We start from the raw sequence: 21,300 nt of genomic DNA, 5'->3' as shown, positions 1-21,300 counted from the left end.
GGTAACCATGGAACTTCGCATCTCGATCGTCACCTGCTCGGATACGCGCGACCTCGCCCGCGACGAGGCCGGCTCGGTGCTCGAGGGGCTCATCGCCGGCCAGGGGTGGACGGTGGCGAGCCACGTGGTGGTGCCCGACGATGTGTCCGCCATCGCCGATGCGATCGTGGACGCCGCAGACGTCCGGCGCGCCGACGTGGTCATCACCTGCGGCGGCACGGGCCTGTCGCTGCGCGACGTCACCCCCGAGGCGACGCGCTCGGTGTGCGACCGCGACGTCCCCGGCATCGCCGAGGCGATGCGCGCCTACTCGATGACCAAGACCCGCCGCGCCATGCTCTCGCGGGCGGTGTGCATGCAGCGCGGCGGCACGCTCGTGATGAACTTCCCCGGCTCCACGAAGGCGGCCCGCGAGAGCTGGGAGGGCGTCTTCGACCAGCTCGAGCACGCGGCGATGATGACGGCGGGCGGCGGCCACTAGGTGCCGCTCCGCGACGCCGCGCCGCATCCGCCGGCCGCCCGTGCGCGCGGGGCGCGTCTCCTGTGTGTCGGGGCCTCGCCCCTGGTGTGACATGCGGCCCGGATTCGCCGCGGCCGCCGATTTTGGTCGAGAAATGCGTCCGTTGTCCTAGCGATATTATTCTCAAGTGAGTATAATCCTTGCTGAGAATAACGAACCCGCCGTGCGCAGCGGTGAGGAAAGGGGAAGGTCATGACCGACCAGATGGTGAGCCGCAGGACGTTCGTTGGGGCGGGCGCCGCGTTGGCTGCCGCGGGCGCCCTTGCGGGCTGCAACAACGACGCCCAGGCTCCGGCCGGCTCTGCCGGCAGCGCTCCCGCCGCCTCCACCGACGGCGACGCCGTCGAGCTGCAGGTCTTTGCCGCCAACTCGCTCGAGAAGGCCATGCCCGAGGTCCAGGCGCTCTATACCGAGCAGACCGGCACCACCTTCGCCGACACGCAGTTCCGCGGCTCGGGCGACCTCGTCGAGCAGATGACCGCGGGCGCCCAGGTCGACGTGCTCATCACCGCTTCCGCCGGCACCATGGACGATGCCGAGGAGGGCGAGCTCGTCGACCCCGATACGCGCGTCGACATGTTCGTGAACGACCTCGTGATCGTTGCCGCGACGGACTCCGATATCCAGATCAACTCGCTCGAGGACGTCGCCGCCGTAGAGGGGCAGATCGCCATCGGCGAGCCGGGCGCGGTGCCGGCGGGCAAGTATGCCAACCAGTCGCTCGCCTCGGTGGGCCTCTACAGCGACGAGTCCGGCGAGAACGGCACCTATGACGCCTCCATCGCCGACCGCGTGAACGCCGCCCAGAGCGTCGGCAACGCCGCGCAGTACGTCTCCACGGGCGAGTGCTCGATCGGCTTCGTCTACACCTCCGACGTCTACCGCTATGACGGCCTCAAGGTCGTCTACACCGTTCCGGCCGAGGCGCACAGCGCCATCGTCTATCCCGGCGCCGTCGCCTCTACGAGTGAGAATCCCGACGTCGCGCAGGACTTCATCACCTTCTGCATGGAGAACTCCGACGCGCTGGCCATCTGGTCCCAGTACGGCTTCGAGCTTTCCGAGTAGCCGCCTGCGACCATGAGCCCACGCGACGCGACCTCGACAACCTATCCGATCAAGGGTGGCGCCCGGCAGGCGTCGCCCTTTGTGCTGCGCATGCTGGTTGTGCTCGCCTGCCTGCTGTTCTGCCTGGCGGCGCCGCCGCGCGCCTGGGCAGAGGGTGCCGGGGGCGAGCAGGCGGTGGCGGATTCCGCGGTCGATGACGAGGCGGGCTTCGGCCTGAACGGGTTTGTGCGCAACAACGCCGGCACCGCGCGCGCCGCCCGTGGCGAGGATCTGGGCTACCGCATCCCGCTTGCCGAGGGCAGCACGCTCGTGCTGGTCAACACGCCCGACGAGGTGCTCGTCTATATCGATGCCGACGCGGCGGACGCCGCGGGGTTCTCGCCCGACAGCGGCTCCGACGTCGAGGCGCTCAGGGCGCTCGTCGAGGAGCTCGACGAGACGCATTCGCGCGGCGGCGCGCTGCTCTCGGGTGAGGACAAGCCCTGGTACGTGACGACCGACCCCGAGGTCGATCGCGGGGCCTACCGCTACCGCTTCTGCGTCGAGGCGGCCGGCGGGCGCTACACCTCGGTGGTGCCGGCCGGCCTTGCCGAGGGGGAGGACGCGGGCGACGTCGCCGAGAGCCTGGGCATCGATTTGGGCGACGGCGTGCTATGGAGCGACAACGCCGCCTTCGTGCCGGCGTCGGACGTGGCGCGCGAGGCCGTGCCCAGCCTGATCGACCAGGCGCGCGAGTTCTTCGGCGGCATCGACTACCGGCCGTTCTGGGTCTCGCTCAAGACCTCGGTCATCGCGCTCGTCTTCACCTTCGTGCTCGGCCTTGTCGCCGCATGGAAGACGATGGGGACCTCGAGCCGCCTCAAGGGCGTGCTGGACTCCATCTTCACCATTCCCATGGTGCTGCCGCCCACGGTCTGCGGCTTTCTACTCATGCTGTTCTTCGGGCAATCCACCTCGATCGGCCGCTGGCTCATCGCCCACGGCATCGACATCGTGTTTACCTGGCCCGCGGCGGTGGTGTCCGCCATCGTGGTGTCCTTCCCGCTCATGTATCGCACGGCCCTCGGCGCCTTCGAGGCGCTCGACCCGGCCATGCTCGATGCGGCGCGCACGCTGGGCTGGTCGGAGACCCGCATCTTCCGCACCCTCATGCTTCCGCTCGCCTGGCCATCCATCGCGGCGGGAACGGTGCTCGCCTTCGCCCGCGCCATGGGCGAGTTCGGCTGCACGCTCTTCTTCGCGGGCAACTATGCCGGCGTCACCCAGACCATCCCCATCGCGATCTACTTCCAATGGATGGGCGGCTCGAGCGCCGTCGCGCTGTTCTGGGTCGTCGTGGTCATCGTCTTCAGCTTCCTGGTGATTCTGTTCATCAACCTGTATACGGGGCATTCCCAGGCCTACCGCCATCGCGGCCTCACCCGCGCCGAGCGCAAGCAGCTGGCGGCGGGCACGCGCCGCAGGGGCGCGGATGGCGCGCCGGGGGAGGGCGCGCCTTCTGGCGACGGGCTCGAAGAGCAGGGCGGCGACGCCCTGGTCATCGACCGCGAGGCGCTGCGCGAGCTGCTTCTGGGAGACGCGGGCGCCGGCTCGGGCGGCAGCGCGGGCGACGGGTCTTCGAAAGGGGGCCGCTGATGTCGCTTTCCCTTGATATCAAGAAGGCCTACCCGGGCTTCTCGCTCGACATCCAGCTTGAGGCGGGGGAGGAGCGCGTGGCGCTGCTGGGCGCCTCGGGCTGCGGCAAGAGCTGCACCCTGCGCTGCATCGCCGGCGTGGAGACCCCTGACGAGGGCCGCATCGTGGTGAACGGCATCGTCTTCTTCGACTCCCGCGAGGGCGTCAACCTGAGCCCGCAGGAGCGCAAGACGGCGCTGCTCTTCCAGAACTACCAGCTCTTTCCCAACCTCACGGTCGCCGACAACGTCTGCGCGGGCATGGATGCCAAGGTCCCGGCGGCGACCCGACGCGACCTTGCCCGCCGCTACCTCGCGATCTTTGGCATGGCGGGCTTCGCCGACCGCTATCCCACGCGCTTATCGGGCGGGCAGCAGCAGCGCGTCGCCCTGGCGCGCATGATCGCCGCGCGACCGGGCATCTACATGTTCGACGAGCCGTTCTCGGCGCTCGATTCCTATCTCAAGAGCGCGCTCGAGCAAAACATGCTCGACCTTTTCGAGGTGGTCCCTTCGACGGTGCTCTACGTGAGCCACGACATCGACGAGGCGTGCCGCCTGTGCGAGCGCATCGTGGTCATGCACGACGGCCGCGTCGAGGAGGTGGGCACCCCCGCCGAGCTCATGAGGCGTCCGCAGACGCTCGCCACGCTGCGCCTGACCGGCTGCAAGAACACCTCGCGCGCCCGCAAGGTCGGTCCCACGAGCGTCGAGGCGACGGAGTGGGGCATGGTCTTCGACGTGGGCGCCCCCGTGCCCGACGACGTCGCCTATCTGGGCGTGCGCGCGTCCTACTTCCATCGCGACAACCGCACGGAGCCCGGCAGGAACACCTACGACCTGGTCGTCGCCCGCGTGAGCGACTCGCGCTTCGAGCGGTTGGTGCTGCTCGACCCGCCGCGCCCGGACGCTCCCAGCCGCCTGCAGTGGCGCGTGAACCTGGTGGACGCGGACCCCGACGCGCTGCCTCGTGCGGGCGACGTGCTGCGCATGCATTTCGATGCGAGCCGCATCCATCTCGTATGCCGCTAAGGCGGGCAGGGATTGCGGGTCGAGCGCGCTCCCATATATGAAACTCATGCTCCCACGCCGCGGCAAGGCGCGGTATGCTGGACGGCGGCATGTTGTATGACCGGCGCCCGCTGCATGGCGCCACGATGACGTAAGGACGGGAGACCCCATGACTTCACAGGACCAGGTGCCGACGAAGGCCGACATTCCCTCGCCGGCGTGCCTCGCCCCCGCGGAGATCGAGGCGAAGGTCGAGGCTGCGGGCGTGACGAAGGCGCGCCTGCCTCTCGGCAAGGCGTTCGTGCTCGCCATGTTCGCCGGCGCCTTCATCGCGTTTGGAGGGCTCTTCTTCACCGTGTTCCTCTCCGATGCCTCGCTGAGCTGGGGCGCCCAGCGTGTGGTGGGAGGGCTGTGCTTCTGTCTGGGCCTCGTGCTCGTGCTGCTGTGCGGCGCCGAGCTCTTTACCGGCAACTCGCTCATGGTGTGCGCCCTGCGGTCCGGCCGCATCTCCCTGGGGGAGCTCCTGCGCAGCTGGGCCATCGTGTGGCTGGGCAACTTCGTGGGCGCCCTCGCGGTGGTCGCGCTCGTCTATGTTGCAGGCATCTTCACGTTGAACGGCGAGGCGGTCGCGACGTCGATGGTCTCGGTCGCGGCGGGCAAGGTCGCGCTCACGTGGTCCCAGATCTTCTTCCGCGGCATCCTGTGCAACGTCTTCGTGTGCCTGGCGGTGTGGATCGGCTTTGCCGGCAAGTCCGTCGTCGACAAGGTCGTGGGGATCCTCCTGCCGATCACGGCGTTTGTTGCCTGCGGCTTCGAGCACTGCGTCGCCAACATGTACTTCTTGCCCATGGGCGCGCTCATGGCGTCGCAGGGTTTTGGTGCGGAGGTCGCCGGCGCCGTGGCGCTCGACGCCGCGGGCATCCTCGTCAATCTGAGCGCTTCGACGATCGGCAACATCGTGGGCGGCGCCCTCGTCGTCGCCCTCGGGTATTGGTTCGTCTATCATCGCGACGACAAGGCGCCTTCCGAGGCGTAGCCTCGCCGCTTGCCGTCTGATTGCTGCCGCTTGCGCCCTGTGGGCCTTTTGCGCTGATAATTTATTATCATCAAGAAGAAAGCCTGCGGGGCGTCGCCATGCACCGCCCGCACGTCAGAAAGGACCAACCATGATCGACATCGATGCCTTTGGCATGACATGCCCCAAGCCCGTCATCCTTGCCATGCAGGCCCTGCAGCGCCCCGAGGCCGCCGGCGCGGTTCGGGTGCTCGTGGACAATGCCGTCGCGGTCGAGAACCTGAAGCGCCTGGCGGCAAGCAAGGCGGGCTCGGTCTCGGTCGATGCGGTCGACGGCGGCTGGGCCGTCGAGATCTCCGGCGTGGCTGCCGAGGCCGCCCAGAATCCCGCCGGCGACGAGGCGGCGCTCGCCGAGGCCGGCATCGCATGCCCCGTGCCCGAGCCGGCACCGGCGGCGACCACCGTGCTCGTCGGGTCTGCCTCCTTTGGGCAGGGCTCGGAGGAGCTCGGAGGCATCCTTATCAAGGGTCTGGTCTACGCCATGTCGCAGGCGGAAAACCCGCCGAGCCGCATGGTCTTCTACAACGGCGGCGCACCGCTCACCTGCGAGGGCTCGCCCATGCTCGATGACATCCGCGAGCTCGAGCGCCGCGGCTGCGAAATCTTGACCTGCGGCACCTGCCTTGACTTCCATGGGCTGCGCGACGAGCTTGCCGTGGGTGGGGTCACCAACCTCTACGCCATCTCCGAGATCCTGCTGGGGTCCGATCGCAAGGTGACGCTCTAGGCGGCGCGGCCATGATCTATCTGAACAACGCCGCCACGACCATCCAGAAGCCGCCCGAGGTCGCCCGCGCCGTCATCGAGGCCATGGCGGGGGCGGGAAGCTCGTCGCGCGGGGCCTCGGCCGACGACCTCGCCGCCGCCCGCGCGGTCGCCGGAACACGTTCGCGCCTGGCGCGCCTCATCGGCTTCGACCATCCCGAGCGGGTGGCCTTCACGCTCAATGCGACGATGGCGCTCAACACCGCCATCTTCGGGCTGCTGCGACCGGGCGACCATGTGATCACGACCGACTTCGAGCACAACTCGGTCCTGCGTCCGCTCAACGAGCTGTCTCGGCGCGGCGCGATCGAGCTCGACCACCTGCCGGCGGACGCGTCGGGACGCCTTCGCATGGAGGAGCTCGACGGCCTCTTCCGTCCCGGCACGCGTGCCGTCGTCGCGACCCACGCCTCGAACCTTACCGGGGCGGTGACGGATGCGGCGGCCCTTGCGCGCGCCGCCCATAGCCACGGGGCGCTGTTCATACTCGACGCCTCGCAGTCGCTTGGCTGCCTGCCGGTTGATATGGGTGCCATCGGGGCGGACGTCCTGTGCTTCACGGGCCACAAGGCGCTCATGGGGCCGCAGGGAACCGGCGGCCTCGTCGTATCTCCGCAGGTGGAGCTCGCCCCGCTCGTGCATGGCGGCACGGGGGTCAAAAGCGCCGAGCCCTTCCAGCCCGAGAGCTATCCCGAGCACCTGGAGGCGGGCACCATGAACGCGCAGGGCCTCGCGGGCCTCTCCGCGGCCCTGGACTACCTGCTGGCGCTCGGGGTCGAGCGCGTCGCGGAGCATGAGGAGGGGCTGCGCAGGCGTTTTCTGGACGGCCTTCGCGGGCTGCCGGCGATCGTCTATGGCGAGCATGACGGGCACCCCCACACCGGCGTGGTCGCGCTCAATCTCGCCGGCCTCGACTCTTCGGCGGTTGCCGACCGTCTCGCCTATGAGCATGGCGTCGCCACGCGGGCGGGACTCCACTGCGCGCCCCGCATGCACGCCGCGCTCGGCACCCTCGACCGCGGCGCCGTCAGGTTCTCCTTCGGCTGGTATACCACCGCGGCGGATGTCGATGCGGCGCTCGAGGCGCTCGACGCCATTGCCCGGGAGGTGGCCTGATGCCTGGGGAGGCCATGCTGCCGCCGCGCCCGCGCCGCGAGCGCGCCGTCGTCTCGTTTCGAAGCACCTTCGATGCCATGGAGGCGGAGCGCCTGTGCGGCGAGGCGGGCGTGCCGGGACGCATCATCCCGCTCCCCGTCGAGATCACGGCGGAGTGCGGCCTGGCGTGGGCGATGCCCGAGGGCGCCGGTCCGCGCGAGGCGTTCATGGCGGCAGTCGAGGGAAGCCTCGTCCCCGAGGGCATCTACACCCTTGCCCTGTGACTAGGAAAGGACGCCGATCATCATGGAGACCCAAGTCAAGCTCACGAAGCTCGCCGACTGCGCGGGCTGCGGCGCCAAGGTTGGGGCGGGGGAGCTCGCCCAGCTCTTCGAAGGCTTCCCCGACATGCGCGACCCCAATCTGCTCGTGGGCTTCGACCATGCCGACGACGCGGCGGTCTACCGGCTCGCCGACGACCTCGCGATCGTGCAGACGCTCGACTTCTTTCCGCCCATCGCCGACGACCCGTTCACCTTTGGGCAGATCGCCGCGGCAAACGCCCTGTCGGACATCTACGCCATGGGAGGGCGGCCCATCACCGCGCTCAACATCATGGCGGTGCCCGAGGACATGCCCAAAGACGCCGTGCGCGAGATCTTGCGCGGCGGCGCGACGAAGGTCGCCGAGGCGGGCGCCGTCGTGGCGGGCGGGCACAGTATCTACGACCCCGAGCCCAAGTACGGCTTGTCGGTGACGGGCGTCATCGACCCTGCGCGCCTGCTGCGCAACGATGCGGCGCGTCCGGGCGACGTCTTGGTCTACACGAAGCCGGTGGGCATCGGCATCATGACCACCGCGCTCAAGGGGGGCCTTGCCGACGATGCCGCCCGCCGCGAGGTCGAGGGGCTCATGTGCACCTTGAACCGCGCCGCCGCCGAGGTTGCGCGCGGCTTTGAGGTCCATGCCTGCACCGACATCACCGGCTTTGCGGTCCTGGGCCATTGCCTGGAGCTCGCCCAGGGTTCCGGCACCTGCGTCACGCTCCATGCGGACGCCTTCCGCTTTTTGCCCGGCGCCCTCGACTTTGCCGCCATGGGCATCCTCCCGGCAGGCGTCTATCGCAACCGGCGCTTCGCGGAGGCGGAGGTCGACTTCGACCCCGCGGTCCCGCTCGCGGTGGCAGACGCCCTGTTCGACCCCCAGACCTCGGGCGGGCTGCTGTTCTCGGTTGCGGCCACCGACGCCCCGGCGCTTGTGGCAGGGCTCGAGGGCAAGGTGCCCGCGGTGCAGCGCGTCGGCGAGGTGGGGGAGTATCGCGGCGGCGCCCATGTGCGCGTTCTCGCGTCTGCCGGCGGGCCTGGCCTTGACGGATAATAAAAATTTATTATAGTTAAGATGTTCTATTGTGGCGTCCACTCGCCAGCGTATACGAGAAAGGCAGAGCAACCATGAGCAAGACCGTTGTGACTTCCGAGAACGCTCCCAAGGCCGTTGGCCCCTATTCCGCCGGCATCGCGACGGGCGACATGGTGTTCCTGTCTGGCCAGCTCGGCCTCAACCCCGAGACGGGCAAGCTCGCCGAGGGCGTCGTCGAGCAGGCAAAGCAGTCGCTCGCCAACGTGGGCGCGCTGCTCGAGAGCCAGGGCCTCACGTATGCCGACGTCGTCAAGACCACCGTGCTGCTGGCCGACATCGCCGACTTCGCCGCGGTGAACGAGGTCTATGCCTCCTGCTTCACCGAGCCGTATCCCGCGCGCAGCTGCTTCGCGGTGAAGGACATCCCCATGGGCGGCCTCGTCGAGATCGAGGTCATCGCCGTCCGCGCATAGCGGCACGTCGCGCGGCGGGCCATGCCCGCGCCCCTTGCATCCTTTCTGTCGAAGGCGCTCCGCATACGATGTGCGGGGCGCCTTTTGCGTGCAAGACGGTCGACGCGCCCTTCGCCGCGTGCGGCGCCTCAGGACCCCTGCGACTCGCGACGCGCCTTTTGCAGGTAGCGGTAGACGCTCGGCTCCGAGATCCCCATGGCCTCGGCGACCTGGGCGACGGCGCCCTTGAGCAAAAACACCCCGTCCGCGTTCATCTGGCGCACGGCCTCCAGGCGGTCGTCTGCCGAAAACTCCTCGATCGCCTTGCCCGTCGCGGCCTCGATCGCGCTCACGCTGCGTCTGACGAGGTCGTCGGTCGAGGTCGAGAAATGCTCGATGCCCGCCGGCCCGCTCTCGGCGTCCAGGATGGGCCCCTTGGTGAGCGAGTGGTAGACCGAGCCGATCTGCGCGGTGAGATACTGGAGCTCATCGATGAGGGAGGTGTCGGTGTTGATGCAGAGCATGCCTACGATCTTGCCCCCGTCGCGAATGAAGTACGACACCGAGCGCAGGGGCTTTCCGGCCACGCTGTGCGAGAGATAGCTGGTGGTGTGGTCGCCGCCGGCGAGCTCGTCGTCGTTGAGCACCTTCAGGACGAAGTCGGTCGCAGGCGCCCCGGTGTGGCGGCCCGAGACGTGCCCGTTGCGGATGTCGACCACCGAGTGCTCCAGATCGCTGAAGTCGTGCAGAACGATCTCGTTGTTGGAGCCGAGCACGGTCTCAAGGAAATCGACCATGGGCAAATACTTGGCGACCTCGCTGTTCAACGTCCTCTCCTCCGATCGATGGGCGATGCGTGATATTGACACAATGATAATAAGGAATTGTCCTCACGTGCGCCCTACGAGTATAGCCGACCGGTTTGGCCGGTTTCCGCGAACGGTTTCTTATTGCCGCTGAACGGCAGGCGAATCTGCCGTTCACCGAGCCATTTCTACCACCTCTGATAAACCTGCAGGTCAGCGCGTTGTTTGATACGGCGAATAATAATTTATTATTGAATCGGTGAAAAACCTTTCTTACAATTGACCTAACTGGAGTGCCGGGGCTGTGCCATGCCGCGGTCAAAGAGAGAGGATGCCCCGTGGAAAAGACGCAACAACAAGAATCGGAGGCGCTGTTCCAGTGGAACGCGCGGCCATCCATCGGATCGATCGTGCCGCTCGGCCTGCAGCACGTCGTCGCGGCCATCGTCGGCGTCGTGACGCCCGCCTTGATCGTGGCGAGCGCCTGCGGCATGACTGACGCTCAGGAGACGACCCTCATCCAGGCGGCGCTCGTGCTCTCGGGCATCATCACCATCCTGCAGGCGTTCCCGATCGTCGGGCGCCTGGGCTCTGCGCTGCCCATCGTCATGGGCACGAGCTTCGCCTACGTGCCCGCCCTGCAGTCGGTCGGCGTGCAGTTTGGCTACGGGGCGATTCTCGGCGCCGAGATCATCGGCGGCGTGGTCGCGCTCGTCTTCGCCGTGTTCCTGAAGCCCATCCGCAAGCTGTTCCCAACCATCGTCACCGGCACGGTGATCTTCACCATCGGCGTGTCGCTGTATCCCACCGCCATCCGTTACATGGCGGGAGGCCAGGGCACCGAGATCTTCGGCACCCCGGCGGCATGGATCGTGGCCATCGTCACCTTCGCGGTGGTGTTTGCGCTCAACAACTTCGGCAAGGGCATCTTCAAGCTGGGGTCGCTGCTGTTCGGCATCATCGTCGGCGTGCTCGTGTCCATCCCCTTCGGGATGCTCGACCTTTCGTCGGTCGATTCGGCCGGCATCGTCGCCTTCCCGCAGATCATGCCCTTCCAGATCGAGTTCGTGCCCGCGGCATGCGCCACGATCGCCATCGTCTTCATCGTGAACTGCGTCCAGGTCATCGGCGAGCTCACCTCCACCACGGTGGGCGCCATGGATCGCGACCCTAACAACAAGGAGCTCTCGGGCGGCATCTTCTCGGTGGGCGTCATGGCCATCGTGGGCGCCTTCATCGGCGGCATGCCCTCCTCGACGTTCGGCCAGAACGTGGGCATCGTGCTCACCAACAAGGTCATCAACCGCTACGTCATCGCCTTCGCTGGCGTGCTGTTCGTGGTCGCCGGCATGGTCCCCAAGCTTTCCGCCGTGCTCGTGGCCATCCCGCAGCCGGTCATCGGCGGCGCCACCGTGTCCGTGTTCGCGACCATCGCCATGAACGGCGTGCGCCTCATCACCCAGGGCGGCCTCACCCCGCGCAACTCCACCATCGCCGGCACCTCCGTGGCGCTCGGCCTCGGCATCGAGCAGGTCGCGGGCTGCCTCGCCGGCACCGGCATGCCCGACTGGGTCGGAACCGTGTTTGGCTCCTCGGCGCTCGTCGTCGCCACCCTCATGGCGATCCTGCTGAACCTGATCCTCCCCAAGGAGGAGCCCACCATCCAGCTCTCCGTCGACGAGAAGAAGGCCGAAGACATGGCCATCGGCATCGAGGAGGCGGTCGGCGCGGGCGAACCGCCCAAGAACGTTCCCGCCATCGGCGTGGATGCCCATGGCGTCGTTGTAAGCCCCGACGAGCCCATTGCGTCAGAGGCAGTGGGGAAGGAGTGAGCGTCATGTTGATTGTTGGCAACGGACCGGTCATCACCCGCGATGCCGAGAACCCCTATCTGAGCGCCGGCGCGGTGGCCATCGACGGCGACTCGATCGTCGCCGTCGGAGACGAGCAGGAGATCAAGGCGGCCTATCCCGATGCGGACTACGTCGACGCCCACGGCGGCGTCATCATGCCGGGTCTGGTGAACTGCCACACCCACATTTACTCCGGTCTTGCCCGCGGCCTCTCCATCAAGGGCTGCAACCCCACCAACTTCCTCGAGAACCTCGAGCAGCAGTGGTGGAAGATCGACGACAACCTCACGCTCGACGGCACCCGCGCGAGCGCCTACGCCACGGTGCTCGACAGCCTGCGCGACGGCGTGACCACGATCTTCGACCACCACGCCAGCTTCTGCGAGATCCCGGGGTCGCTCTTCGCCATCAAGGACGTCTGCGAGGAGACGGGCATCCGCGCGTGCCTGTGCTACGAGACCTCCGACCGCCGCGGCGAGGAGAAGCGCGACCAGGGAATCGCCGAGAACGCCGAGTTCGCCCGCTGGGCGGCAAAGGCCCAGGCCGAGGGCAACTCCATGATCGCCGCGATGTTCGGCGGGCACGCCACCTTCACGCTCTCCGACGAGACGATGGACAAGATGGCCGAGGCGAACGACGGCCTCACGGGCTTCCACATCCACGTCTGCGAGGGCATGAACGACGTCTGGGACTCCCGACAGAACCGTGGCGGCATCTCGCCGGTCGAGCGCCTGCTGCAGCACGGGCTGCTCGGCCCCAAGACCATGCTCGGCCACTGCATTCACGTGACGCCCGCCGAGATGGACATCATCAAGGAGACCGGCACCCACATCGTCAACAACCCCGAGTCCAACATGGGCAACGCCGTGGGCTGCGCGCCGGTGCTCGAGTTCTACCGTCGCGGCATCCCCGTGCACCTGGGCACCGACGCCTACACGCACGACATGCTCGAGAGCCTCAAGGTCTTCCTCATCATCCAGCGCCATAACGCCGCGATGCCCAACGTGGGCTGGGTCGAGGACATGGACATGCTCTTCAAGAACAACCCCGCCATGGCGAGCGAGTACTTCGGGCGCACGGTCGGCGTGCTGGCGCCTGGCGCGGCGGCCGACGTCATCGTGATGGACTACCCGGCCTTCACGCCCTTCTCGGACGAGAACATCGACGGCCACATGCTCTTCGGCATGATGGGCAAGAACTGCCGCACCACCATCGTGAACGGCAAGGTCCTCTACAAGGACCGCGAGTTCGTGGCCTTCGACGAGGAGCGCATCAACGCCTGGACCCTCGAGCAGTCCAAGAAGCTCTGGGGCACGCTCAACGAGCGCGTCTACTAGGCGGGGGCGCCCTGTGCGGCACCGGCGGTGACCGGGCCTGCACGACACGGCATCACGCGGGGCCGCGCAACCGCGACCGGGGCGCTGCATCGCCGGCAGCGCCCCGGCCGGCGGCCTCGCTTGCAATCGGTACTCGCCCGTGGGCGCATCGCGGGCGCAACGCATGCGGGATGAGTGAACCCGCATGGCACAGAGGAGATCAGTATGAGCGACATCATGAGGCCCATCCCGTTTTCGAACCTGATGGACTGGGTGCTGACCGAGCATGAGACCCAGGGCTCCGTCTTCGGCGTGCGCAAGATGGTGACCGCCAACAAGGAGGGCGCGCTCCCCATCTTCGACGAGAAGATCGAGACGCCCTTCGGTCCCGCCGCCGGTCCCAACACGCAGCTCGCCCAAAACATCATCGCCGCCTATGTGGCGGGCTCGCGCTTCTTCGAGCTCAAGACCGTGCAGATCATGGACGGCGAGGAGCTCTCCGCCTGCGTGAACAAGCCCTGCATCACCGCGGCGGACGAATGCTACAACTGCGAGTGGTCCACCGAGCTCACCGTGCCCCAGGCCTTCGCCGAGTACGTCAAGGCATGGTTTGCCTGCCACCTCATCGCCCGCGAGTACGGCCTGGGCGCGCCGGACGGCTTCGTGTTCAACATGAGCGTGGGCTATGACCTCGAGGGCATCAAGAGCCCCAAGGTCGACGCCTACATCGAGGGCATGAAGGACGCGAGCGGCTCCGAGGTGTGGGCCGAGTGCCGCGCATGGGCCTTAGCGAACCTCGACCGCTTCGAGCATGTCGACGCCGCCTTCGTCGACGCCATCCCCGCCCGCGTCTCGAACTCCATCACCGAGTCCACCCTCCACGGCTGCCCGCCCGACGAGATCGAGCGGATCGCGACCTATCTCATCACCGAGAAGAACCTCAACACCTACATCAAGTGCAATCCGACGCTTCTGGGCTATGACTTTGCCCGCGCGCGCCTGGACGAGCTCGGATTCGACTACATCGCCTTCGACGACAAGCACTTCCTCGAGGACCTGCAGTGGGCAGACGCCGTGCCGATGTTCGAGCGCCTGATCAAGCTCACCGCCGAGCGCGGCCTCGACTTCGGCGTGAAGCTCACCAACACCTTCCCGGTCGACGTGACCCGCGGCGAGCTGCCGAGCACCGAGATGTATATGAGCGGCCGCACGCTGTTCTCGCTCACCATCGAGCTCGCGCGTCGCATCACCGAGCAGTTCGACGGGCGCCTGCGCATCTCGTATTCCGGCGGCGCGACGGTGTTCAACATCCGTTCGCTCTACGATGCGGGCATCTGGCCGATCACCATGGCGACCGACGTGCTCAAGCCCGGCGGCTACGAGCGCATGAGCCAGATCGCCGGCCTCTTTGGCGATCTTGACGGCAAGCCCTTCTCCGGCGTGTCGCTCGATGCGGTCGCGGCGATCCAGGCCGACTCGCTGGCGAGCCCGCTGTACCGCAACCCGCTGCGCAAGCTTCCCTCTGCCAAGGTTCCCGGCGGCGTCCCGCTCATGGACTGCTTCACCGCGCCGTGCCGCACCGGCTGCCCCATCTCCCAGGACATCCCCGCCTACCTCGCCGCGGTGGAGGAGGGGCGCTTCGAGGACGCCTTCTCCATCATCATCGAGCGCAACGCCCTGCCGCACATCACGGGCACCATCTGCCCGCACCCCTGCGGCAAGAGCTGCGAGCGCGCATTCTACGAGCCCGAGGGCGCCCAGATTCGCGCCAGCAAGCTGCGCGCCGCGCACGAGGCGTTCTCGGCCGTGCTGCCCAAGCTGCAGGCCCAGGCAGGCAAGTGGGCCTCTGACAAGAAGGTCGCCGTCGTGGGCGGCGGCCCTGCCGGCCTCGCCGCGGCGTTCTTCCTCTCGCGTGCCGGCGTGCCCGTCACCATCTTCGAGGCCAAAGACGCGCTCGGCGGCATCGTGCGCCATGTGATTCCCGAGTTCCGCATCGCGAGCTCCGACATCGATGCCGACGTCGAGCTCTGCCGCGCCTTCGGCGTCGAGGTCAAGCTGAACGCCCGCGTCGAGTCCGTCGATGCGCTCAAGGCGGAGGGCTTCACCGACGTCGTCGTGGCGACCGGCGCCTGGCTGCCCGGCTCGGCCGGCTTGGCGGAGGGTGACGAGATGGACGTCCTCGAGTTCCTCGAGGCTGCCAAGAAGGCCCCCGACACGCTCTCGCTCGGCACCGATGTCGTGGTCATCGGCGCGGGCAACACGGCTATGGACGCCGCGCGCGTGGCCAAGCGCGTCGCCGGCGTCGAGAACGTGCGCCTGGTGTACCGCCGCACGAAGGCCCAGATGCCTGCCGACGAGGAGGAGCTGGACCTCGCGCTCGCCGACGGCGTCGAGTTCATGGAGCTGCTCGCCCCGGCGTCTCTCGCCGACGGCCGGCTCACCTGCAACGTCATGAAGCTCGGCGAGCCGGACGCCTCCGGCCGCCGCGCGCCCGAGCCGACGGGCGAGACCGTGACCGTGCCCGCCACCACCGTGATCTGCGCGGTGGGCGAGCGCATCGACGCGTCCCTGTACGAGGGCGCGGGCGTCGAGGTCGACCGCCGCGGCCGTCCTGCCGGCGTTGCCTGCGGCGTCGAGGGCGTGTGGGCCGCGGGCGACTGCCGCCGCGGCCCCGCGACGGTCGTCGAGGCCATCGCAGACGCCGCCGAGGTCGCGCGCGCCATCGCGAACGTCGACTTCAACCACTACGCCGACGCCAACGAGCAGCTCGACGTCGCCGCCTCCATCGCCAAGAAGGGCGACCTGTGCTGCGACTCCGCGAGCTGCGACAAGACCCGCTGTTTGGGCTGCGCCGCCGTTTGCGAGGTGTGCTGCGACGTGTGCCCCAACCGCGCCAACGTCGCCATCGAGGTTCCGGGCGAGGCCAAGCGCCAGGTGGTCCACGTCGACGGCATGTGCAACGAGTGCGGCAACTGCGCCGTGTTCTGCCCCTATGAGACGGGCCGTCCCTACAAGGACAAGCTCACCCTCTTCTGGCCGGGCGATGACATGCTCAACTCCGAGAACGACGGTTTCATGCAGCTTGCTGACGGCACGTTCTCGGTGCGCCTGGGCGGCGAGATCCGCGTCGTGGACGTGGACGACGCCTCCTGCGGCCTGCCCGAGCTGGTGCGCAAGACCATCAAGGCCGTGCGCGACGGCTATGGCTACCTGCTGATCGGATAGGTGCCTTCTTGCCGGGCCGCGACTGCGTCCTCGCGGCCCGGCATCGCCGGCGCCGGCGTCTTCTGCCGGCGCCGGCGCGTCCTCGTCCGCGGAGACTCTGCGGGCGAGGCGAGCGACGTCGGATCGAGACGCTTTTCGGAGATGAGATTGACCATGAGCGACCAGAGCCACCAGATTTGGGTCGCCCCCGAGGGCTGCATCGGCTGCCGCATGTGCGAGCGCGCCTGCCCGTGCGGGGCGATGCATGTGATCGACAAGCAGGCGACGATCGATTATTCGCGGTGCATTTCCTGCGGGATGTGCGCCACCAAGTGTCCCAAGCATGTCATTCATGACACGCTCGGAATCTTCGCCAAGAGCTGAAAGAAAGGAGGGAGAGCCGTGGCAAAGGAACGTGCGACCTATACCTTTACGGTGAACGGACAGGAGCGTTCGACCACCGAGAAGAAGCCGCTTCTGCGGTATCTGCGCGACGACCTGCATATCCATTCCGCCAAGGACGGATGCTCCGAGGGCGCGTGCGGCACCTGCACCATCCTCGTCGACGACCACGCCGTGAAGGCATGCGTGCTCACCACCGAGCTTGCCGCAGGGCGCGACATCGTGACGGTCGAGGGGCTTCCCGAGCGCGAGCAGGAGGCGTTCGTCTACGCCTTCGGCGCCGTGGGAGCGGTGCAGTGCGGCTTCTGCATCCCCGGCATGGTCATGGCGGGCGCGGGCCTCGTCCATCATGTGAGCGACCCCACCGAAGACCAGATCAAAGAGGCCATCCGCGGCAACGTGTGCCGCTGCACCGGCTACAAGAAGATCATCGAGGGCATCTCGCTCGCCGCGGCGATCCTGCGCGGCGACGCCGCGATCGACCCCGACCTGGAGCGCGGCGACGACTACGGCGTGGGGGAGCGCGCGTTTCGCGTCGACGTCCGCCGCAAGGTCCTCGGCTTCGGCAAGTATCCCGACGACATCGACGAGACCGATTTTCCCGACCTCGCCTATGCGAGCGCGGTGCGTTCGAAGTATCCGCGCGCCCGCGTGGTCTCGATCGACGCCACGCGCGCCGAGGCGCTCCCGGGCGTGCTCGCGGTGCTCACCGCCGCCGACGTGCCTGTCAACGAGGTGGGGCACCTCATCTACGACTGGGACGTCATGATCGCCGAGGGCGACATCACGCGCTGCATGGGCGACGCCATCGCCCTCGTGGTGGCAGAGGACGCCGCGACCCTCGAGAAGGCAAAGAAGCTCGTCAAGATCACCTATGAGGAGCTCGAGCCCGTCCGCTCCATCGAGGAGGCCCGACGTGAGGGCGCGCCGCTCATCCATGAAGGCTTCCTCGCCTTCGGCAACCGCGTGAAGCTTGACAGCAACGTCTGCCAGAGCCGCCACGTGGTGCGAGGAGACGCCGCGACGGCCATCGCCAACGCCGCGCACGTCGTGACGCGGACCTTTACGACCCCCGCGACCGAGCACGCCTTCCTGGAGCCCGAGTGCGCCGTCGCCTTTCCGTATAAGGATGGCGTGAAGATCTGCTCCACAGACCAGGGTGCCTACGACACGCGCAAGGAATGCGCCCACATGTTCGGGTGGGACGACACGCCCGAGCGCGTCGTGGTCGAGACCATGCTCGTGGGCGGCGGCTTCGGCGGCAAGGAGGACGTCTCGGTGCAGCACCTCGCCGCGCTCGCAGCCTATAAGGTGGGGCGTCCGGTCAAGTGCCGGCTCACCCGCCAGGAGTCCATCAACTTCCATCCCAAGCGCCACGCCATGGAGGGCACGTTCACGCTCGCCTGCGACGAGAACGGCATCTTCACCGGCATGGACTGCGAGATCAACTTCGACACCGGCGCCTACGCGAGCCTGTGCGGACCGGTGCTCGAGCGCGCGTGCACGCACTCGGTGGGCCCGTACTGCTACCAGAACACCGATATACGCGGCTACGGCTGGTACACCAACAATCCGCCGGCGGGCGCGTTCCGCGGGTTCGGCGTATGCCAGAGCGAGTTCGCGCTCGAGCTGCTCATCGACCTGCTCGCCGACGAGGTGGGCATCTCGCCCTGGGAGATTCGCTATCGCAACGCCATCGAGCCGGGCAAGGTGCTTCCCAACGGCCAGATCGCCGACTGCTCCACCGCGCTCAAGGAGACGCTCGAGGCCGTAAAGGACGCCTTCGACGCCCATCCCGGCCATGCGGGCATCGCATGCGCCATGAAGAACGCCGGCGTGGGCGTAGGCCTGCCTGACAAGGGCCGGTGCAACATCCGGGTGGAGAACGGGGTTGCCGTGGTCTATTCGGCGACGTCCGATATCGGCCAGGGCTGCAACACGGTGTTTCTGCAGGACGTGGCGGAGGCGACCGGGCTCCCGCTCAGCCGCATCCAGAACGGCGAGTGCTCTACCGAGAACGCCCCGGACTCCGGAACCACCTCGGGGTCGCGCCAGACGGTCATCACGGGCGAGTCGGTGCGCGGCGCGGCACGCCTCATGCGCGACGCGATGTGCGCCATCGAGCGCGGCGAGGCCGCTCCCTCGGCTCCCGTGTGTGCCGAAGGCGACGGCGTGACCTCGACCTATGCTGACGGAACGGCCAATCCCGGATGGATCGACGACGCACGTGCGAAGGATCCCGTGGCGGCGCTCGAGGCGCTCGAGGGCTGCGAGTTCCGCTACGTCTACTTCGAGCCGACCGACAAGCTGGGCGCGGAGGTCCCCAACCCCAAGAGCCATGTGTGCTACGGCTTCGCCACGCATGTGGCGATCCTCGACGACGAGGGGAGGGTGTCGGAGGTCTACGCGGCGCATGACTCGGGCCGCGTGGTGAACCCCATCTCCATCCAGGGCCAGATCGAGGGCGGCGTGCTCATGGGCATGGGCTATGCCCTCACCGAGGACTTCCCGTGCGTCGACGGCGTCCCGCAGGTGAAGTACGGCACGCTGGGGCTGTTCCGCGCGCCCGACATCCCGGACATCCATGCCATCTACGTCGAGAAGGACGAGCTCCTGCCCGTCGCCTACGGCGCCAAGGGCATCGGCGAGATCGCGACGATTCCCACCGCGCCCGCCGTCGCCGGGGCCTACTATGCCTTCGACGGGACCTTCCGCACGAAGCTGCCGCTCGACGACACCTACTATACGCGTCGGGCGCATCGGGAGTCATAGCCTTCGGGCATCTCCTGCAGCGCGCAGCGACCTGCGGCAAGCCAGGCGGCGCACCTCGCCCTGTGCGGGGTGCGCCGCCTTTGTCGATGCGCGACAGGATGCGCGCGGCCCCGCCCCGATGCCGGGCACGGCCGTTCTCGGGCGCCTTTGTCTCGGGCGGAGGCTATGGGTATCATGAATGAGGCGTAGACGACGACAAAGATCTGAAGGAGTGGCTCCATGGCGCCGAAGAAGCGGCACAACGGTTCAAAGGCGGTCGAGCGAGGCGGCGCCTCGGCGCCGAAGGCGGCCAAGCCCGCGGGAATCCCCCGCGTCCTCAAGCGGGCGCTATGCTATGTGGGATCGGTCTTTCTCATGTTCTGCGCCGTCTACACCGGCATCACCATGGTGGTCCAAGGGGGCGGCGTCGCGATCGGCGTCGTGGGCGTGATCGTCTTCGCCGCCGTCGCGGTGCGCCTGTTTCGCATGGGCGGCGGGGAGGAGTTCGAGCGCATCCGGCGTCCCGGCGAGAAACGGGGCTGACGTCTTCTTGCGCGTCCTACTCGAAGTGGTCGTCTGGCAGGTATTTCGCGAAGGCGCCGCGCTTCGTGCGGTCTGCTGGCGCCATGCCGAGCGCATAGAAGAAGCCGAACATCATGATGAGGATGGGCGCTGTCCGGGACACGTAGATCACCACCACGAGCGGAACGGCGAAGGCGTCGGCGAGCGACGGCGCGACGATGGGCACGCCGGCAAGCAGTACGAACGCGAGCGCGAGGATCGAAGCGCAGCGCAGCACGAGGCGCGAGGTGCGGCCCATCTCGATCTTCTTGAAGAAGACGAAGAGCAGCCCGAGCACCGCCCCCATCGCATAGAGCAGGACGGGGGCGGCGAGTATCGCGCCGAGCTGCGCCATGGTCGAGGCGTCCGAGGACGCGGAGAGCTGTTCGGCATCCGTCGCGTGGTACCAGGCAAGAAAGGCCGTCGTGCCGATGGCGACGGCTGCCCAGGCGATGAAGTTCGCAATGAAGGCGGTCTTTTTCATAAGTCCTCCCCAGTGGAGCGAGGTTCTTCCAGGTTGGCATCATGCTCCCAAAGCAATGCTGTCCATTATACCCGCGACGCGAGCCTGCGACCCTCCCTTGGGACCGCTCTGGCAGTCTTCGTGCGGGGCGTGCGGACATGTTGCTATCATATGCGGGTCGTCGAGTACGTCGAGGGCGCGCCGCCTCCCAGCGGTGCCGCCTTGGTCTGCCAGGAGGTCCGTCGTCCATGCCTGTCGGGTTGCTCCCCATCATCTATCTCGCGTTCATCAGCCTCGGCCTGCCCGATTCGGCCATCGGGTCGGCATGGCCCGTCATGGCGGGAGACCTCCATGCGGGGATTTCCTGGGTGGGCGCCGTCACCATGATCATCTCGCTGGGGACCATATTCTCGAGCTTCATGTCAGTGCGCGTGGTGGAGCGCCTGGGTACGGGCAGGGTCACCGTGCTCAGCGTGGTCTTGACCGCGGCGGCCCTCGTGGGGTTCTCCCTGGCGAAGGAGTTTTGGCAGCTCTGCGTGCTCGCCGTCCCCTACGGTCTCGGCGCCGGGGCGGTCGATGCGGCCTTGAACTCGTATGTCGCCGTGCACTACGAGTCGCAGCACATGAGCTGGCTCCATTGCATGTGGGGCGTCGGGGCGAGCACGGGGCCCATCGTCATGGCGCAATGCCTGTCGGGCGCCACGTGGTCGACGGGCTTTTTGGTGCTCGGAGGCATCCAGGTCCTCATCGCCGTGGCGCTCACCCTCTCGCTGCCGCTTTGGCGCGACCGCTCGCTTCCGCAGCCGGGGCCGGAGGTAACGTACAATTTCTTGCGCACTTTGACAGCGGAATAGCGTCCAGGCAAGAAAGGAGGGCACGGCCCGCCCCGGTATGATTCGAGTTGTCGAGACAAGAAGCATATTGGA

Annotated in this window: 19 protein-coding genes; 17 read left to right on the top strand and 2 right to left on the bottom strand. The window is 67.6% G+C overall.

The genetic code is table 11. From position 1 onward, the window contains the following. Positions 1-7 precede the first annotated feature (7 nt). The 10 genes from H6A15_RS05685 (at position 8) to H6A15_RS05640 (ending at position 9,039) form a co-directional block, all read left to right on the top strand. Positions 8-481 (top strand): MogA/MoaB family molybdenum cofactor biosynthesis protein, encoded by a 474-nt coding sequence (locus H6A15_RS05685; RefSeq protein ID WP_204672786.1) that lies wholly within the window; start codon positions 8-10, stop codon positions 479-481. A 231-nt stretch (positions 482-712) separates the two neighbouring features. Further along, entirely contained in the window at positions 713-1,588 is an 876-nt protein-coding gene (gene modA / locus H6A15_RS05680; protein ID WP_204672785.1) for a molybdate ABC transporter substrate-binding protein, read from the top strand. Positions 1,589-1,600: 12 nt separating this feature from the next. Further along, positions 1,601-3,223, top strand: coding sequence for a molybdate ABC transporter permease subunit (gene modB / locus H6A15_RS05675; RefSeq protein WP_239462392.1), 1,623 nt, complete (start codon positions 1,601-1,603; stop codon positions 3,221-3,223). After that, positions 3,223-4,293, top strand: a complete 1,071-nt coding sequence (locus tag H6A15_RS05670) for a sulfate/molybdate ABC transporter ATP-binding protein (RefSeq protein ID WP_204672784.1) — start codon at positions 3,223-3,225, stop codon at positions 4,291-4,293. The genes modB and H6A15_RS05670 overlap by 1 nt, the downstream gene beginning before the upstream one ends. 148 nt (positions 4,294-4,441) lie before the next feature. Beyond that, positions 4,442-5,308 carry a formate/nitrite transporter family protein gene (locus H6A15_RS05665; protein ID WP_204672783.1) on the top strand — a complete coding sequence of 289 codons (867 nt, stop codon included), beginning with the start codon at positions 4,442-4,444 and terminating at the stop codon, positions 5,306-5,308. A gap of 130 nt (positions 5,309-5,438) precedes the next feature. Then, positions 5,439-6,074, top strand: a complete 636-nt coding sequence (gene yedF, locus H6A15_RS05660; RefSeq protein WP_239462391.1) for a sulfurtransferase-like selenium metabolism protein YedF — start codon at positions 5,439-5,441, stop codon at positions 6,072-6,074. A gap of 11 nt (positions 6,075-6,085) precedes the next feature. Next, complete coding sequence (locus H6A15_RS05655; RefSeq protein ID WP_204672782.1) at positions 6,086-7,228, top strand: aminotransferase class V-fold PLP-dependent enzyme; 1,143 nt, start codon at positions 6,086-6,088, stop codon at positions 7,226-7,228. Continuing rightward, a complete protein-coding gene (locus tag H6A15_RS05650) occupies positions 7,228-7,491 on the top strand; it encodes a DUF3343 domain-containing protein (protein ID WP_239462390.1) in 264 nt (87 codons plus the stop codon). Before H6A15_RS05655 ends, H6A15_RS05650 begins: the two co-directional genes overlap by 1 nt. A 22-nt stretch (positions 7,492-7,513) precedes the next feature. After that, on the top strand, positions 7,514-8,584 hold the full coding sequence (selD, locus tag H6A15_RS05645) for a selenide, water dikinase SelD (RefSeq protein WP_204672781.1): 1,071 nt from the start codon (positions 7,514-7,516) through the stop codon (positions 8,582-8,584). A gap of 74 nt (positions 8,585-8,658) precedes the next feature. Next, entirely contained in the window at positions 8,659-9,039 is a 381-nt protein-coding gene (locus H6A15_RS05640; RefSeq protein ID WP_204672780.1) for a RidA family protein, read from the top strand. Between the two features lie 128 nt (positions 9,040-9,167). On the opposite strand, the gene H6A15_RS05635 is transcribed toward H6A15_RS05640, so the two are convergent. Continuing rightward, positions 9,168-9,845: a helix-turn-helix transcriptional regulator gene (locus H6A15_RS05635; RefSeq protein ID WP_239462389.1), complete on the bottom strand. Its 678-nt coding sequence runs from the start codon at positions 9,843-9,845 to the stop codon at positions 9,168-9,170. Between the two features lie 317 nt (positions 9,846-10,162). Between H6A15_RS05635 and H6A15_RS05630 the strand changes: the two genes are divergently transcribed. The 6 genes from H6A15_RS05630 (at position 10,163) to H6A15_RS05605 (ending at position 19,893) form a co-directional block, all read left to right on the top strand. After that, positions 10,163-11,656 (top strand): uracil-xanthine permease family protein, encoded by a 1,494-nt coding sequence (locus H6A15_RS05630; protein WP_204672779.1) that lies wholly within the window; start codon positions 10,163-10,165, stop codon positions 11,654-11,656. Between the two features lie 5 nt (positions 11,657-11,661). Continuing rightward, positions 11,662-13,014 (top strand): putative aminohydrolase SsnA, encoded by a 1,353-nt coding sequence (gene ssnA / locus H6A15_RS05625; protein WP_204672778.1) that lies wholly within the window; start codon positions 11,662-11,664, stop codon positions 13,012-13,014. A 204-nt stretch (positions 13,015-13,218) separates the two neighbouring features. Then, positions 13,219-16,218: a putative selenate reductase subunit YgfK gene (gene ygfK / locus H6A15_RS05620; RefSeq protein ID WP_204672777.1), complete on the top strand. Its 3,000-nt coding sequence runs from the start codon at positions 13,219-13,221 to the stop codon at positions 16,216-16,218. A 153-nt stretch (positions 16,219-16,371) separates the two neighbouring features. Then, complete coding sequence (locus tag H6A15_RS05615; RefSeq protein ID WP_239462388.1) at positions 16,372-16,581, top strand: 4Fe-4S binding protein; 210 nt, start codon at positions 16,372-16,374, stop codon at positions 16,579-16,581. 18 nt (positions 16,582-16,599) lie between these two features. After that, complete coding sequence (gene xdh / locus H6A15_RS05610; protein WP_204672775.1) at positions 16,600-19,371, top strand: selenium-dependent xanthine dehydrogenase; 2,772 nt, start codon at positions 16,600-16,602, stop codon at positions 19,369-19,371. A 219-nt stretch (positions 19,372-19,590) separates the two neighbouring features. After that, positions 19,591-19,893: a hypothetical protein gene (locus tag H6A15_RS05605; protein ID WP_204672774.1), complete on the top strand. Its 303-nt coding sequence runs from the start codon at positions 19,591-19,593 to the stop codon at positions 19,891-19,893. Between the two features lie 16 nt (positions 19,894-19,909). Here H6A15_RS05605 and H6A15_RS05600 read toward each other — a convergent pair whose 3' ends face one another. Then, positions 19,910-20,395: a hypothetical protein gene (locus H6A15_RS05600; RefSeq protein ID WP_204672773.1), complete on the bottom strand. Its 486-nt coding sequence runs from the start codon at positions 20,393-20,395 to the stop codon at positions 19,910-19,912. A gap of 227 nt (positions 20,396-20,622) precedes the next feature. Between H6A15_RS05600 and H6A15_RS05595 the strand changes: the two genes are divergently transcribed. Further along, on the top strand, positions 20,623-21,228 hold the full coding sequence (locus tag H6A15_RS05595; protein ID WP_204672772.1) for an MFS transporter: 606 nt from the start codon (positions 20,623-20,625) through the stop codon (positions 21,226-21,228). The last annotated feature ends 72 nt before the right edge of the window (positions 21,229-21,300 follow it).

The organism is Enorma phocaeensis (assembly GCF_016901575.1).
GTDB lineage: Bacteria > Actinomycetota > Coriobacteriia > Coriobacteriales > Coriobacteriaceae > Limicola > Limicola phocaeensis_A.
Note: the sequence above shows the minus strand (reverse complement) of the source record. Positions and strands in the feature narration are given on the sequence as shown.